At 51.1% G+C, this 15,309-nt stretch carries 13 protein-coding genes; 7 read left to right on the top strand and 6 right to left on the bottom strand.

Annotated elements, in window-relative coordinates; translation table 11 throughout:
- Positions 1-3: 3 nt before the first annotated feature.
- Complete coding sequence (locus L2097_RS12920) at positions 4-1,449, top strand: heavy metal sensor histidine kinase (RefSeq protein WP_250352959.1); 1,446 nt, start codon at positions 4-6, stop codon at positions 1,447-1,449.
- 41 nt (positions 1,450-1,490) lie between these two features.
- Here the strand turns inward: L2097_RS12920 and L2097_RS12925 are convergent, their stop codons facing one another.
- Complete coding sequence (locus tag L2097_RS12925) at positions 1,491-1,745, bottom strand: YdgH/BhsA/McbA family protein (RefSeq protein ID WP_250352960.1); 255 nt, start codon at positions 1,743-1,745, stop codon at positions 1,491-1,493.
- 423 nt (positions 1,746-2,168) lie between these two features.
- On the opposite strand from L2097_RS12925, the gene L2097_RS12930 reads away from it, so the two are divergent.
- The gene (locus tag L2097_RS12930) at positions 2,169-2,510 is read left to right on the top strand and encodes a helix-turn-helix domain-containing protein (protein ID WP_047371415.1); all 342 of its coding nucleotides are present in this window, start codon (positions 2,169-2,171) and stop codon (positions 2,508-2,510) included.
- 323 nt (positions 2,511-2,833) lie between these two features.
- Here L2097_RS12930 and L2097_RS12935 read toward each other — a convergent pair whose 3' ends face one another.
- Positions 2,834-4,450, bottom strand: coding sequence for a methyl-accepting chemotaxis protein (locus L2097_RS12935; protein ID WP_250352961.1), 1,617 nt, complete (start codon positions 4,448-4,450; stop codon positions 2,834-2,836).
- A gap of 365 nt (positions 4,451-4,815) precedes the next feature.
- On the bottom strand, positions 4,816-5,130 hold the full coding sequence (locus L2097_RS12940) for a PTS sugar transporter subunit IIB (RefSeq protein WP_047371417.1): 315 nt from the start codon (positions 5,128-5,130) through the stop codon (positions 4,816-4,818).
- Positions 5,131-5,513: 383 nt separating this feature from the next.
- Here L2097_RS12940 and L2097_RS12945 point away from each other — a divergent pair, with 383 nt between their 5' ends.
- Positions 5,514-5,774 carry a DUF2534 family protein gene (locus tag L2097_RS12945; RefSeq protein ID WP_090082281.1) on the top strand — a complete coding sequence of 87 codons (261 nt, stop codon included), beginning with the start codon at positions 5,514-5,516 and terminating at the stop codon, positions 5,772-5,774.
- Between the two features lie 107 nt (positions 5,775-5,881).
- Here the strand turns inward: L2097_RS12945 and L2097_RS12950 are convergent, their stop codons facing one another.
- Positions 5,882-6,787: a LysR family transcriptional regulator gene (locus L2097_RS12950; protein WP_250352962.1), complete on the bottom strand. Its 906-nt coding sequence runs from the start codon at positions 6,785-6,787 to the stop codon at positions 5,882-5,884.
- Positions 6,788-6,889: 102 nt separating this feature from the next.
- On the opposite strand from L2097_RS12950, the gene L2097_RS12955 reads away from it, so the two are divergent.
- From L2097_RS12955 to L2097_RS12970, 4 genes are all read left to right on the top strand, one after another.
- Positions 6,890-7,960 (top strand): SDR family oxidoreductase, encoded by a 1,071-nt coding sequence (locus L2097_RS12955; protein ID WP_047371419.1) that lies wholly within the window; start codon positions 6,890-6,892, stop codon positions 7,958-7,960.
- An 854-nt stretch (positions 7,961-8,814) separates the two neighbouring features.
- Complete coding sequence (locus L2097_RS12960) at positions 8,815-11,355, top strand: bifunctional diguanylate cyclase/phosphodiesterase (protein WP_250352963.1); 2,541 nt, start codon at positions 8,815-8,817, stop codon at positions 11,353-11,355.
- 276 nt (positions 11,356-11,631) lie between these two features.
- Positions 11,632-13,281 (top strand): methyl-accepting chemotaxis protein, encoded by a 1,650-nt coding sequence (locus L2097_RS12965; protein ID WP_250352964.1) that lies wholly within the window; start codon positions 11,632-11,634, stop codon positions 13,279-13,281.
- Positions 13,282-13,494: 213 nt separating this feature from the next.
- Positions 13,495-14,199, top strand: coding sequence for a DUF2076 domain-containing protein (locus L2097_RS12970; RefSeq protein ID WP_250352965.1), 705 nt, complete (start codon positions 13,495-13,497; stop codon positions 14,197-14,199).
- A gap of 68 nt (positions 14,200-14,267) precedes the next feature.
- On the opposite strand, the gene L2097_RS12975 is transcribed toward L2097_RS12970, so the two are convergent.
- Complete coding sequence (locus L2097_RS12975; RefSeq protein ID WP_047371422.1) at positions 14,268-14,810, bottom strand: RNA polymerase sigma factor; 543 nt, start codon at positions 14,808-14,810, stop codon at positions 14,268-14,270.
- A gap of 5 nt (positions 14,811-14,815) precedes the next feature.
- Positions 14,816-15,202 carry a hypothetical protein gene (locus tag L2097_RS12980; protein ID WP_250352966.1) on the bottom strand — a complete coding sequence of 129 codons (387 nt, stop codon included), beginning with the start codon at positions 15,200-15,202 and terminating at the stop codon, positions 14,816-14,818.
- Between the last annotated feature and the right edge of the window lie 107 nt (positions 15,203-15,309).

Genomic DNA, 15,309 nt, shown 5'->3' on the forward strand with positions numbered 1-15,309 from the left:
TCTATGCTGAAACGTTCGATTTCAGGACGCCTTGCATTAATGTTTGCCCTCGCCTCAGTGCTGATCGTCTCGGCGATCGGCTTTTTGTTGCGCAGCACTCTGCATGAATCGTTGCAAAAACAGATGTACAACGAACTGCTGTTCAGGGAGTCGCTGATGGAACCCTGGCTGCTTTCGCGGACCACCCTGCACAGCTGGCAAATGCTGCCCACCAAACTTGCCGATATGGCGACAGCCGAAGGCGGACGGGTCAAGTATTGGGTATTGAGCGACGATCCGCACTTTCAGGTCGGCGGCGAACCGCCGGAAGGCGTTAACTGGGCAACGCTGCCCGATGGATTTAGCGAAGCGCCTGGGGCGACAAAAGAGTCTTGCTCCCTTTATATTCTGGTCAAGCAGATACCCGCGCGCGGCGAGCGGCCAACGATTCGCTATGTGATTGCCATTGATTCCACCCCGTATATGGGCACGCTGGAGGAGTTCACGCGCACTCTGCTACTGATCACTGCCCTTGGGGTGATGCTGGTGGCCCTGCTGGGTTTTATGATCGCGCGTTTCGGCATGCGCCCTGTCAATACCATGAGCGAGCAGGCCCACAAGCTCGCCCCCGGCGATCATGGTCAGCGGCTTGATACCGCCACCTTACCGGATGAACTGCAAACGCTGGCGGAAGCCTTTAATGGCGTACTTGAGCGACAAGAAGTGGCCTGGCGGCAACTGGAAAGCTTTAACGCCGATGTGGCCCATGAGCTTCGCACGCCGCTAACCAACCTGATAGGGCAGACGCAGTTGGGTTTATCCCGCGAACGTTCGGTTGAAGAGCTGGAGGATTTGCTGGAATCCAATCTGGAAGAACTGGCGCGAATGACATCGATTGTCAATGACATGCTGTTTCTCTCGCACGCCCAGGCCGGGGAACATGCCACCGAGCTTACCGAAGTGTCATTGCGCGAAGAGGCATGGAAAACCGCCGAGTATGTCGAACCCTCATTTGCCGAGAAAAACCTCGCCATCCATGTGGAAGGGGATATCGTCGCCTGTATTGACCGTCGGCTATTCCACCGTTCGCTGGCAAACCTTCTGGAAAACGGGGCCCGACATGCAAAGCCGAACACCACCATAACCGTTTCCATTCGCCAGCGGCATGAGCATGCGATCATTGCCGTTGCCAACGTGGGTGAGCCGATCGCCGCAGAGCATCTGGATCGCCTGTTTGAGCGGTTTTACCGTATCGATTCGTCTCGCACACGTAGTGACACGCACCATGGGTTAGGGTTATCCATTGTTCGCGCGGTCGCGCTGATGCACCGTGGCGATGTGTTTGCTCGTAGTGAAAACGGCATCAATACGTTTGGTCTGTCGCTGGCGATCGGCAAGACCGATGCCGATGAGCATACTGTGGGTGATAAATCAGTGCCTGATGAGCAAACACAATTCAAAAATGCCTGAACAGAAAGGAAAACAGGAGGCTAAGCCTCCTGCTTTTCGGTTTATTTGTAGATAACCGCCACGCCGTGCATCTGGTTTTCGCCACCGGCCGCGACGATGCGGTAAGCACCCGCCCCCGCCTCATCCGCTTTTTGTGCCAGTTCCTGATGCAAGTCTGACAGCGTGGTCGCGCCCGATGCCGAAACCGTCCCCATTTTTTGCAGGCCGCTACCGGACTCTACGGGCACCGCCGCCAGCGCGCTGGCAGAAAACAGGCCAACTATCATTGCGGTCATAATGCCTTTCGTCATCTTCATATTTCCACCTCGCTAAGAGAAAAGTCAGGAATATCCGCTGACATTAATGATTTTAGAAAGGCTGGCTGTCAGTACACTGACGCATAAATAACAGACGTGTCAGATAACAAAAATATACATTTATTTTAATTTGTCCTTTAAATATTCTTATTAGCCTGCTTCGTTCGTATACTTACAAATACGAAATAAACAACAAGATTAAGCCACTATTTCAGTTTTTTTTTCGTCAATAGCCCGTCTGGACCCGCCACCCGCGCCGCATTGTTTACAAACCTGTCAGGAATGTCATTTTCACGTCACGCTAACGACAGCCACGCTGACATAAACTCCGCTCACAAGGTAATAAACTGGCAATTATGTTGCGCACTTTCCTGTACCCAATACGATTCAGCGCATTCATATTTAGCAAAGAGGGCATATATTATGGCCATGCAAAAATCGGTTATCCTCGATATTCAGACATGGATTGATAATAATATTGACAAACCTTTACGGATTAATGATGTTGCCCACCGGGCAGGTTATTCCAAATGGCATTTACAGCGCCTCTTTCATCAGATTATTGATATTCCGTTAGGCGTTTATATTCGCAACAAAAAGCTGGAAGGCGCCGCCCACGATCTGAGTGCGACAAATGAGTCGATTATCACCATCTCCACACGCTACGGCTTCGATTCCCAGCAAACCTTCACCCGTGTTTTTACCCGAAAATACAGTATGCCGCCGGGCGCATGGCGTCGACACCACCAAACGAATGAGGGGTAGTTTTCCCTCGGCCACGTTATCGCCAAAGCCCCTCACCCCAAAGGGGCGAGGGGACCGTTCAATGCGGTTTGCCAGCACGGCAGCGTCTTTCCCCCCTCTCTCTCGCTGATTTGAACCTGTTCCAGGTTATGGGGTTCAGATCAACAGAGAGAGAGGAAAAAGCGAGCAGTCCGCTGGCTGGGAGAAAGGTGAATCGGATTTAACATCGTGCTCGATCGGTCCCCTCTCCCTTAAGGGAGAGGGTTAGGGTGAGGGGAAATCGCGGCTCTGCGATCTGATGCCCTCACCCCGGCCCTCTCCCACGGGGAGAGGGAGAAAAGCGATCACGCCGTCCTTAACACCGCGTCAGACACCGTATTCATTTCACTTGCGCGATAGCGCGAACTCTCGGTGCGGAACACGCTCATCAGCGTTACCAGATGCTGCGCCTGATCGCGCAGATCTTCCGCCGCAGTGCTCGACGCCCCGACCAGTGCCGCATTTTGCTGAGTCACTTTATCCAGTTGGTTAATGGCTTCATTCACCTGCCCGACGCCCGACTCCTGCTCACGCGTCGTCACGCCAATTTCGTCGATCATCCCGGCGACATGGTGCGACTGCCGCACCAGTTCGCCAATGGTCGCGCCCGCATGATTCACCAGCGCCGTGCCGTTATCCACACGCTCAATGCTGTCCATAATCAGCGCCTTAATCTCTTTTGCCGCAGACGCAGAACGCTGGGCCAGCGAACGTACTTCGCCTGCCACCACCGCGAAGCCCCGGCCCTGCTCCCCTGCCCGTGCTGCCTCTACCGCTGCGTTCAGCGCCAGGATATTGGTCTGGAAGGTGATACCATCGATTACTGCAATGATCTCACTGATTTTGCGTGAACTTTGGCTGATCTCATCCATCGTACGCACGATGTTCTCAATCGCTTCGCCCCCTTTCGCGGCAATTTCGCTGGCCGTTGCCGCCTGTTGATTGGTGACCCGTACCGTATCTGCATTCTGGCGAATCGCCTGGCCGATTTGTTCCATGGAGGCGGCCGTCTGCTGCAAACTGGCAGCCTGCTGCTCGGTGCGCTGACTCAGGTTGGTGCTTCCCTCCGCCACCCCATTTGCCCCTGCTGAGATGGACTCACTGCTTTCCCGCACCTGATTGACGATACCGCTCAGGCTTTGTCGCATCTCATCCATCCCCGCCAGCAAACTGGTGCTGTCATCGGGAGCAAGCGTAATCCGTGTGGCCAGATTCCCCTTAGCAATTTCATGGACCACCTGTAGCGCATAGGCGGGTTCTCCCCCTAGTTGTCGCTTGATGTAGCGCGTAAAAAGCCAGGCAATGGCCATCCCCAGTAATGCGGCCACCCCGGCAATCATCAGCAGAGCGTCGCCAGAGGCACGGGCGCTGGCGGTCGAGGCCGCTGCCGCCGAGGTTGTGCTGGCCTGCTGGGTCTGGATCATGACGGAAATCTCTTCAAACAGGCGAATCTGTAACGGCTGCATCTTCTCGACCGCCAGCGACTGGGCGTCCAGCATCTGACCATTCTTTGCCAGCCCCACGGTCTGGCGTACAACATTGACGTACTCCACCTGGGTGGTTTTAAAACTGTTCAGCATGTTTTGCAGGTCAGCGTCATGGACATTCGCCTGTAACTGCGCCACCAGTTCGTCATTACGTTTAATCGACAGTTCGGTGAGCTTTTCCTCTTCCATTTGGCTCTTTTCATCATCCTGAAACACCATGATGAACGTGGCCTTAGTGGCATTATTCAGGTTGTCCTTTAATGCCTGCATCGACAGCAAATTTGTCAGATGGTACTTTTCGTAGAACTCAATATGTTTACTGGTGTTATTCAATTCAGCCCGACCAAAAATCGCCACCAACAACCCAATAGCGATAATCGCGGCAAAGCCCGTGCCCAACAGCGCACCCAGAGAGAAATGTCTTTTTACTCGCATATATCCCTCGTTAAATGAATCCCGAAGCCCCTTACCGGTGAATATCCCCGCGCATTAGCCCCGCAGAAAGCAACTGCAGGCGCAAGAATGCGTAATCGCGGACAGAGTTAATATACGTAGCGTAAAAAACCGGGGAAAATACGAAATAGCGATGGTTTGACTAAACGGACAGCTTGCACCAGAGCAGACATAATGACGCAGCGTTGTGAATAACAAGGAAGGCACTCTACATACTAAAAACTTATTTTTCATAAAGATACAATAATTCAACCGAACGATAACATCACCAAAATAATGACGTCATTGCCAGCTCATCCCTGAGCCATTTCTTTGTACGGACGCTCGGGAGGTGTCCTAATAAAAAATTACTCAACCAACTCCTCCATACGATCAATGGCAAATTTTAATATTTTTTCTGCATCAATAGCGGCATAAGGATAGCCGGCAATAACCTCAATATGCTGGCCTTCTTTAATCGCTTTTTTCAGTTCTTCTTTTTTATACTGAATATGCGGTGCGACCAGAAAACAATCAAAGGCAGGCGCCAGACTGGCAAATGAGTCTGCTCCTGTCCCACTAATTTGAATCTGATAGCGATGTGCGTCAGCCACACCCTGCATTTTTTTCGCCAGCGTTATCGCCGTGTTACCAAACAGACAACAAATTAATAACCTTTTCATGATAGTGCCCTCCTGGATGTTACCGATACGCTATTCCTGCCCTGGCTCAAAAAATGCGCACTGCATCATATTTGCGGATATATGCGATTAATATTTCACCAATCCACACGGACACCTCCCCAACAGCCCCCCTTTACTTCGAGCCAATCTGCGATAACAACTGAGATGAGAATAAGATACACTTACGCTTTATAACCCGTATGACGGGTGGTTTTTATACGGACCAGCGTCATTCAGCGGTCAGGCGTATGGCTTGCGCCGCCGCGATCTGGCGTGGAAAAGGCGGCCGAAGCAGCAGCGGATTATCGCATCCGGGTAGCGGCCCGCTTCCGGTGGCTATCAACCATCACCTGCAGACTGCGGATAAAAAGAAGGAGGTTTACATGCTGGAAAAACTACGTACCCGTGAGGGTAAAAAATTCCTTATCGCCGTCGCCATCATTTTTGTGGCCGCCGTGTCGATTATCTCAGAAGCCGCGTTCCAGGGCGTGGTGGATCAATATGATTTGCCGATGGACGAGTGGTCAGTATCAATGTTTGTGATTCAGGGCGCGTGGGTGTTTATCTATAGCCTGATGTTTACCATCATAGGGTCGCTGCCCTTTGCGTTTTGGTTCCTGGGACCGAAGGATGATCGCGGGTAAGTTGGGCAGGGGGTTTCCCGGATGCGGTGTAAGCGCCTTGTCCGGGCTACCGATTCGGTGCGCGCAGAGAATACGTCGCCCGGCGCAGCGCCAGCCGGGATAAGCGCTCATGTGCCAATATCCACCTCGCTCAACGCGCAGAGCAGCGCATCCACCTTGGGCAATAGCTGTTTACGTCGTGGCCAGACCAGCGTTAACGCCAGCCCGTCCGGCTGCATATGCGGCAATACCCTCTCCAGCTCACCGCGCGCAAGCGCATCACGAATCAGCCATGTCGGCATCTGGGCAACCCCTAACCCACCAAGAACAGCCTGTAACTGAGCATCCGCATCTCCCAGCGCCATATGATAGGGCACGGTACGCCAGTCCGGATATCCATCCTCGGTGACAAACTGCCACGGCTTACTGCTGCCATCGACACGCTCGTAGACAATGGCTCGATGCTGCAACAACGCCTCGACACTTTCCGGGCGCCCCTCGCGCGCCAGATAGGCGGGCGAAGCGCAGAACACCATTTTCTCTCGCCCCAGTTGCCGATAGCCCAACGACGCAGGCATCTCCGCCGTTTTGCCAATCCGTACCGCAACATCAATCCCTTCATCAAACAGATCAATGAAACGGTCAGAGAAGGTCATGCTGATATCAATCTCCGGATGGTGCTGGCAAAAGGTTATGAGTCGCGGCATGACGCACAGCCTGCCATAGGTGTTCGGCACAGCCAGCCGCAGCCGCCCGGACGGAATACTGCGTTGCGCCGCCAGTACCGATTCCGCCTCCGCCAGCTCTTCCATAATGCGAATGCAGGTCTGGTAATACGCATGTCCGGCGTCGGTCAATTTCAGGCGTCGGGTCGTCCGCTCCAGCAACGTTGAGCCCAGCCGCGCCTCAAGCCGACTCACACTTTTACTGATGGCGGAGCCCGTCACATGCAAACGCTCCGCAGCGGCGGCGAAGCTCCCCCCTTCTACACTGGCGACAAAGGGCACAATGTCTTTTAGTCGTTGATCGTGCATTGATTCATGAACCTGAGTTACGAATGATGTGAATTAATGCCATAAATGAGAATGTAATTCTCGATTAGTCTACTCATAAGGTTTATGCATGAGGAGAGTAAAATGCAAAAAGAGGCACTCATTGTCGGCATCAGCGGGGTGATTGGCCGCGCGCTGGCGCAAAAGTTGATGCAGGAGGGCTGGAAAGTCTCCGGTCTGTCGCGCGGGCGCGGCGCAGTGCCGGAAGGTTGCACCCGCCTGACTGCCGATTTGACGGATTCGCAGGCAGTCAATAGGGCACTCGCTGGTGTGAAACCAGACGCGCTGTTTTTCAGCGTCTGGTCGCGTCAGGCAAACGAAAAAGAGAATATCCGCGTCAACGGTGCGATGGTCAAAAATGTCATTGAGGCACTGGGTGACCGCCTGCGCGGCGCGCATGTCGCCCTGGTTACCGGGTTAAAACACTATCTCGGTCCGTTCGAGGCCTATGGTAAAGGTGCCGTGCCGGTTACGCCTTTCCGTGAAGAGCAGGGTCGCCAGCCCGTGGATAATTTCTATTATGCCCAGGAAGACGAGATCTTCGCCGGCGCGGAAAAATACGGTTATCGATGGAGTGTACACCGTCCGCACACCATCATCGGTTACGCGGTCGGTAACGCAATGAATATGGGGCTGACGCTGGCGGTCTACGCTACCCTGTGCCGTGAAAAAGGCTGGCCGTTTATTTTCCCGGGCTCGCCGGAGCAGTGGCATGGTGTCTGTGACGTCACCGACGCAAACCTGCTGGCTGAACAGCTCGTCTGGGCGGCGCAAAGCCCGAATGCGGCAAACGAAGACTTTAACGCGGTCAACGGCGACGTATTCCGCTGGAACTGGCTATGGCCGCGCCTGGCTGCCTATTTTGGTATCGAATCTGGCGGCAATCCTCAGACGATGATGCCGCTGGAAGGACGGATGCAGGAGGCTGCCGCCGCCTGGCGGGAGATTGCAGCCCGCTATTCGCTCGTTGAGCCTGATATCAACCGACTGGCCTCCTGGTGGCACACCGATGCAGACCTTGGCCGCCCGATGGAGGCCTTCACCGACATGAGCAAAAGCCGCAAGGCCGGGTTCACTGGCTATCGGGCCACACTGGATTCTTTTACCGGGCTGTTTGACAGGTTAAAAGCGGAGAAAATCATTCCGGATCGCTAATTCCATGTTGAAAACCCCAGGGACGATCACGTCGTCCCCGGTTTTTATCATCTGTTTGTCGTGTTGCACAGTGCATTGAAGGATATTTATCTCCCGATAACAGCCCCCTACCCGGCAAATACCCTCTTCAACATTCACAATGAGGGTATGAATGCTTGTGCACATAGCTTTTAGTGGAACTGTACGCAATGCATTTCCCGGTATTTTTTCTTTTAAATCAACATTACTCGTGATATTTAACTTATTCGCTTAACCTCCTGTTTTGGCGGGGCATCATGTTTATCTCACCGAACATTATTGTTAAACGTGTATTATTCTTCGATACTATCGTAACGTGTTCTTAAAGAAGAAAATAAATGCTCTTTTTTCGCCTCCAGTACATATGACTGGGAAGCGATAAATTTGTCGCTTACTGATTAAGACTCAATCCCAATTCACTTAATTTACTGTTCTTAATTTGATGGCACTTTACTCAGTGCCATAGCTAACATATCCCGACATCACCAAAAAATGAAAAAAAAGATAAAAATCAAAATGTTAATAACAAAATAATACCGTACGGCAATTACCACGAGATAAATGCATTAAATTTATTAACCTTAAGGTTATCTTAATATAAATAAAGGCGAATTCTTTCTTTTGCATAAAAAAATGATGCGCATCACAAACTTAACTGTTTTTATGAAAATAACGTTTTTTATTTAAAGTTTAATTATCTCTTGCCGTTAATACTGATGACTAAAAAAACATATTTTGCTTATTAAAACGCGAAGAAAAGGTGAAGTATGAACATTTTCGATGACCAGTACGCGCCTGCACCTGCATCTGATACGCATCGCATCATGAAGCAGACGGTGACGCTGGTGCTGATGCTGATGAGCTTCATTTTTCTCACCACAATATTTGCTCTCATTCAGACAGAAAACGATCTGGCGCGAAACACTCGCCACCAAACCCGCCAGTTGCTCGTGAAAGCGCTCGACAATCGCCAGGAAAATCTTCGTTTACACCTTGCCGATAACGCCGCATGGAACGAAGCCTGGGATAACCTTCACCGCAAGGTCGACATAAGCTGGGCCTGGGACGAACAAAACCTTGGCAAATCGCTGTTTGCAAAATTCGGTTATGAAGGCGTGTTTGTTCTCTCGCCAAAAGAAGAAACGCGCTATAGCGTCATCGACGGTAACCTTCACCTGGTCCCTTTCGAGGAATGGCTGGGAAAAAACCTTAATACCGAACTCAGCACGGCATTGAAAGTAAGCAACGGTACAGCCATTTCGCGCGTTATTTTCACCAATAATGAATTAGTCCTGATTTCAGCGGCCTGGATTACTACCGAAGATAAGATTGAGCTTGCGAAAGCGCCTCAGGATCATTCGATAATGATCTTTGTGGATAAGCTGACGCCTAAAAAACTCGCGGCGATGGGTGAAGAGTATGCCATTGCAGATTTACACAGCCTGGCGTCAAAACCCACGCGCCGTCAACCACATACAGCGGGTATGTCATGGCCTGTATCCGAGGGCGATGTCTATTTCGAATGGAATAATAAAAATCCAGGCGACACGCTGCTAACCTGGGTTCTCCCTTTGCTCGTCCTGCTGATGCTCACATCGGTCCTTCTGGCGCTTTCACTGGTGCGAAAAGGGCTTTTAAAAGCAAGGCTGAATGATGAAAAAACATTCCTGCTGGAGCAAAGCCGCCGGGCGTTCGCCATTAGCGAGCGCCGTTTTCGTGATGTGGTTGAAACCACAACGGACTGGATCTGGGAAGCCGATGAGCTCTTACAACTTACCTGGATATCGGTGCGCTTTCCGGCGATTACCGGTCACCGCATTGATGACTGGATCGGACGTTCGCTGCGGGCATTCCTGGCACAAGAAAACCCGGCACTGACCAAATGGCTGGATCTTCCTTATGCAGGTAATTTCCTCACCCTTAATCATTGCAGTTATTTTTCCGCCCAGGGCAACCAGCGCTACTGTAATTTAACCCTTAAACGCGTCACCCTGATTGATGGTTCACTGGGGTTTCGGGGTACCGCAACAGATGTCACCCTGGAAGTGGAGGCAAGTGAACGTATTCAGTATCTGTCGCACCATGATGAATTAACCGGCCTGCCTAACCGCGTCAGGATGAAAGAATTCCTTGAGGGTCGACTGCAATCAGATAATGGAGCGGAAAATGCACTGGCAATGATCAGTGTCGATCTCAATGATTTCAAAACCATTAACGATGTCTACGGCCATACGGTGGGCGACCAGGTACTCAGTGAAGCCTCCAACCGCCTGCGCCGCTGCATGCGAAGCATAGATTTGGTAACACGCCATGGCGGAGATGAATTTATCATCATTGCCAGCGATCTTAGCCGACGTGAAGATATCGAGCGTTTTTGTTCACGTATTGTGGAAGAATTGAATCATCCTTTTGATATTTGTGGCAATGAGATTGTAATTGGCGTCAGTATGGGTATTGCCCTGGCACCACAAGATGCACTCAACGCTAGCGATCTTCTGCGCTATTCTGATATCGCACTCTACAAAGCCAAAAATGATCCTGATGCGCATTGGGTTTTTTATAAACCTGATATGGCTGAACAAATTGTTCAACGTCGCGAACTCGAACAGGAACTCCGCGAGGCAATAAAACATAATCAATTATTTCTTCTGTACCAGCCTCGCTACGATATAACCCTGCAGAAGATAACATCACTCGAAGCACTGGTACGCTGGCAGCACCCGACTCACGGACTTTTTATGCCTGACCAATTTATTCCCCTGGCGGAAGAGACCGGAATAATTATCGCACTAACAGACTGGGTTTTAACAACAGCATGCCGCGAGGTAAGGGCTAAATCCGCAGACCTGTCCCTTTCGGTTAATATATCGCCCGTGGAATTTAAGGCCAGCGACATTGTTTGTCGCGTAAAATCAATTCTCGCAAAAACGGGGTTTGATCCTTCACGTCTCGAACTGGAGGTCACTGAAAACGCCACGCTCAGCAAACCAGAAACTACGTTAAAAATCATGCAACAATTAAAATCATTCGGTGTCAAACTGTTGATGGATGATTTTGGGACTGGCTATGCGTCACTGAATTATCTGCGAAGTTTCCCTTTTGATGGCATCAAGCTTGATAAGTCCTTTATTATGGCAATGGGCGACTCAGAAAGTGCCAAAAATATCGTCGAGAAGATTATCGGACTGGGTAAAGACTTTAACCTTGAGGTCACCGCTGAGGGGGTAGAGACATTCTCTCAGTTACAGCAGCTTGAAGAATTTGAGTGCGATATTGCGCAGGGGTATTTTATAAGTCATCCGACCACGCTGGATAAAATCGAACTTAACCCAAATTTTAAAAAGAAAAAAATAAATATTCCGGAAGAAGAATTTTAAATCATAGATTTGTGATCCTACGCCAGGATGTAATAACAACTTTAGCGTATATAAATTTTATGTTACCATCCTTAACGTTATCAAAACATTATTTACCAGCACGCAACTGAACACCTTTAATGATGGTTTACCGTGTCACCATAAATAGTTATCAGGATAACAATTAGTTTGCAACATTTCATTTATGCATTATTGCATAAAAACTTTAACACCAGGCCTGTTCAACTGGGCTGCTCATCTTAAAATATATTTTATATTGAGTTACCGGGGGTAGCTATGCAAATATTACGCGATATTACCATCAGGAAAATGGTATTACTGATACTGGTTGTTTTCAGTATTATTTGGGGAATGGCTACCCTGCTTACTTTTTATAACTTTTCTACTCTTGAGCAATTACTCACACAAAACTCGTCACAGAAAAATGCCTATGCCATGCTGGTAAAAGGCAATGATCAATATTTCCGTACCATGACGCGCATGCTACGGGCAATGGATTATCGCCAGACCGGTGATGAGGAAAATGCAGCAAAAACAATGGAGTCTGCCGGCAAAGCACTGGCAATCAGCCAGAATATGCTTGCGCAATTTCGTGACGCCCGCCATCCAGGCGTGAGCGATGACGTCATCAGATCGATGATCAATGACTGGGACGGCTTGCTGACTAACGCCATTGCACCAATGTACGACGCAGCGAAAAATAACCAGACGGATAAGTTCCGCGAGTTATTTCGTAAAACCTATCCGCCGTTAAGCGTGCAATTTGGCGCCACCGCTGAAAAGTATACTCAGGCGATTCAATCAGATGCCATTCTGATGCAAACCAATGCTCAGATTTCCTATAACAAAATAGTGTTAATCAGCGCGTTACTGGCAGGCCTGGTGACGCTCTTATTGACCGATCGTTATTTAGTAAATTATCTGGTTAAGCCGCTTGGTATGTTAAAAACTCACCTGGAGTTGCTGACCGCAGGCAAACTGAGTAGCCAGCTTGATAGTTTTGGTCGTAACTGCGCCGGGCAACTGATTCCCTATGTCCAAAAGATGCAGGAGAGCCTGCAGACAACGGTAAAAACTATCCAGGACAGCTCCGCCAGTATCTTCGCCAACACCAGTGAGATTCGGGGCGGTAATGAAGAACTGTCGAGCCGCACCGAACAGCAGGCCGCCGCCCTACAGCAAACGGCAGCCAGTATGGAAGAACTGACCTCTACCGTCAGAAACAACGCCCAGAACGTGCGCGAAGCCCTCAAACTGACCGAGGAAGCGCAAAGAACGGCGAAACGAGGCGGTGATATCACCTCAACGGTGGTGCAAACCATGCACGGCATCACCGACAGTTCGCAAAAAATATCCGATATCACCAGCGTCATTAACAGCATTTCATTCCAGACCAACCTGCTGGCGTTGAACGCAGCCGTGGAAGCCGCTCGCGCCGGTGAACAAGGCCGCGGCTTTGCGGTGGTCGCCAGCGAAGTACGCCTGCTGGCGCAGCGCAGTGCGCAGGCAGCAAAAGAGATCGAAGCCCTGATCAGTGAGTCGGTCCACAGGGTCAAAACCGGTGCCGAACAGGTACAGGAAGCCGGTGACGCCATGTCGGTGATCATCCAGTCTGTCGCCCAGGTAAATAGCCTGATGGGTGAGATCTCTGTGGCCTCGGATGAACAAAGCCGTGGTATTGAACAAATTGGTCTGGCGATGACCGAGATGGATGGCGTGACGCAACAAAACGCCACTCTGGTACAAGAGGCCACCGCCAATGCGGTCTCTCTCGAATCCGAGGCGGAACGGCTGAACAAGACCGTCGATCGCTTTGATCTGGGCAACGGTGCGGTCTCCACCGCTCGCAGCACGAAAAAAACCAGCGCTACGTCAGCACGTGTGCCGCTATCCAGCACCAGCAACGATAACTGGCAGACCTTCTGATCACGGGCAACACGCAGAGAAAATGGCCGGGAACACACCGGCCATTTTTATTTTTACCCCCTCTTCGCGTCTTCTTTTCCGATCATTCTTCATTTGCTTGTCATTTCGTATAACTTTGATCGGCTAAAATGACTCTTACCACGCGTGCGTAACCGATACCTGCACAGGTCCGCACGCCATTGCACAACTCCATGCACTCCTGAGGTTTTTGCTATGCAAAATGAAGAACAACGGCTTATTGAGGGGCTTTTCCAGCGTCTGAAACAGGCGGAACAGCAAAGCGGCACACGGGATGGACAGGCCGATCGCCTGATCGCTGAGTTTGTGCGCCAGCAACCCTCTGCGCCTTACTATATGGCCCAGTCGATGCTGATTCAGGAAGCTGCGCTGAAACGCCTTCATGCACAGATTCAGGATCTCCAGAATGAAGTGGCCTCACTGAAAAACAGCCAGCAAAGTGGTAACGGCAGCTTCCTGAGCAGCCTGTTTGGCGGGGGAAAAAGCCAGCCGCAGCAGCCTGCCAACAACTGGAACAGCGCGCCGCAGCAACAGCCGCCACAGCAGCAGGCAGCGCCCACGTATGCGCAACCGGCCCCTCGTTCTGGCGGCTTTATGGCCGGGGCGCTGCAAACCGCAGCCGGGGTTGCCGGTGGTGTCGTTCTCGCCGATATGCTGACCAGTATGTTCCACCGCTCGCAGCCACAGGAGATCGTGAACATTATTGAGCAACCTATCGAACAGGTCTCTGATGTGACGGGCGGACAGAATTTCTCTAACGATTTTCAGGATCAGGACGGCTTCACGAATGCTTCTGACCGCAGCTTCTTTGACCAGAGCAACGACGACACTAGCCGTTTCCTCGATCAGGATGATGACTACGATTTCGGCGGCAATAACGACGACGACAGCTTTATCTGATTTATCGCAAGCATAGTGATAATCCCCGCCACGCCAGCCCGGTGTGGCGGGGATTTTTCGGTATCAGCCTAAGGCAGCATAATGTCGTGATAAAGTGCGGAAAGGCGCTCTCGCAGATAGCGTACCGCTTTGTGCTTGCGCGACAGCAAGGTCTGAACGGGCAGCCCCGTCTCAGCGGAAAGGGCTTTGAAACTATAATTTTCCAGTTCGGTTTTTTCGAATACCTCACGCTGAGCCGCAGGAAGTGCCGCCAGCGCGCTTTCCAGTTCCTCCCAGAAAATATCCTTTAATCGCGCCTCTTCCGGCGTCTGAACCTCGCCAAACAGCACATCATATAGCTGATCATCAGCCTCATCGTCGTCCCCTAACAACCACTCCCGCTTTTTCCGTCCGCGATCAATCATTTCATTGCGCGCTGCACGAAACAGCCAGGCGGAGACGTTTTCAACCGGTTGTTCGACGTTGATCAATTGCAGCGTCACATCCTGCAAAATATCATCCACGTCTTCTCGCTGCGGAATGCGACGGCGGATAAAGGCTCTCAGCGTTGTCCGGCATGCAGAGAGCGCTTCAAGGATCCGCGCCGTCCGGGCGTTGTCGGCGTTATCCATTATGCTCACGCATTATCCGACGGCTTTGGCGGTTCGTTCTCTGTTGGCGCGCCAGGACCGCAACGCCAGCCATCACGTCCCCCCCAGCGCTGGCGTTTCTGGAAAAAGGCCTGCCTCTCTTCTTCGCTCATATTCATCCACCGTTCATGCAATTGACGATGATCGCGCGCCATTCTGAACATCATCGGCCCCATCCCCATACCGCCAAACAGCACCCGGCACAGTACCAGCAGCCCAAGCGCGGTCCAAAAACCGATCGCTTTAAGGTCAAACAGTCCCGGAATGATGGCATTCCACAGAGTCATCACCACCAGCGCCATGACGACGGCAAAAACAAGGAACATCACACCAAACTTACCGGGATGGCGTCTGTGATTAGCAAATCTTCTCATGTTGTTTCTCCTTCATATCGTTGTATCCGGGTAGACGAATGAGCGAGAAAAATATTGCTAAAAAAGAATAATTTTTGCCGTCACGGAAAAAATAAAATGCAATAACA

It is taken from the genome of Citrobacter sp. MNAZ 1397 (assembly GCF_023613995.1).
Lineage (GTDB): Bacteria > Pseudomonadota > Gammaproteobacteria > Enterobacterales > Enterobacteriaceae > Phytobacter > Phytobacter ursingii.

Bases quoted from the DNA above. Each gene is read 5' to 3' on its own strand.
- L2097_RS12920 (WP_250352959.1), top strand. From the start codon at position 4: ATGCTGAAACGTTCGATTTCAGGACGCCTTGCATTAATGTTTGCCCTC.
- L2097_RS12925 (WP_250352960.1), bottom strand. From the start codon at position 1,745: ATGAAGATGACGAAAGGCATTATGACCGCAATGATAGTTGGCCTGTTT.
- L2097_RS12930 (WP_047371415.1), top strand. From the start codon at position 2,169: ATGGCCATGCAAAAATCGGTTATCCTCGATATTCAGACATGGATTGAT.
- L2097_RS12935 (WP_250352961.1), bottom strand. From the start codon at position 4,450: ATGCGAGTAAAAAGACATTTCTCTCTGGGTGCGCTGTTGGGCACGGGC.
- L2097_RS12940 (WP_047371417.1), bottom strand. From the start codon at position 5,130: ATGAAAAGGTTATTAATTTGTTGTCTGTTTGGTAACACGGCGATAACG.
- L2097_RS12945 (WP_090082281.1), top strand. From the start codon at position 5,514: ATGCTGGAAAAACTACGTACCCGTGAGGGTAAAAAATTCCTTATCGCC.
- L2097_RS12950 (WP_250352962.1), bottom strand. From the start codon at position 6,787: ATGCACGATCAACGACTAAAAGACATTGTGCCCTTTGTCGCCAGTGTA.
- L2097_RS12955 (WP_047371419.1), top strand. From the start codon at position 6,890: ATGCAAAAAGAGGCACTCATTGTCGGCATCAGCGGGGTGATTGGCCGC.
- L2097_RS12965 (WP_250352964.1), top strand. From the start codon at position 11,632: ATGCAAATATTACGCGATATTACCATCAGGAAAATGGTATTACTGATA.
- L2097_RS12970 (WP_250352965.1), top strand. From the start codon at position 13,495: ATGCAAAATGAAGAACAACGGCTTATTGAGGGGCTTTTCCAGCGTCTG.
- L2097_RS12975 (WP_047371422.1), bottom strand. From the start codon at position 14,810: ATGGATAACGCCGACAACGCCCGGACGGCGCGGATCCTTGAAGCGCTC.
- L2097_RS12980 (WP_250352966.1), bottom strand. From the start codon at position 15,202: ATGAGAAGATTTGCTAATCACAGACGCCATCCCGGTAAGTTTGGTGTG.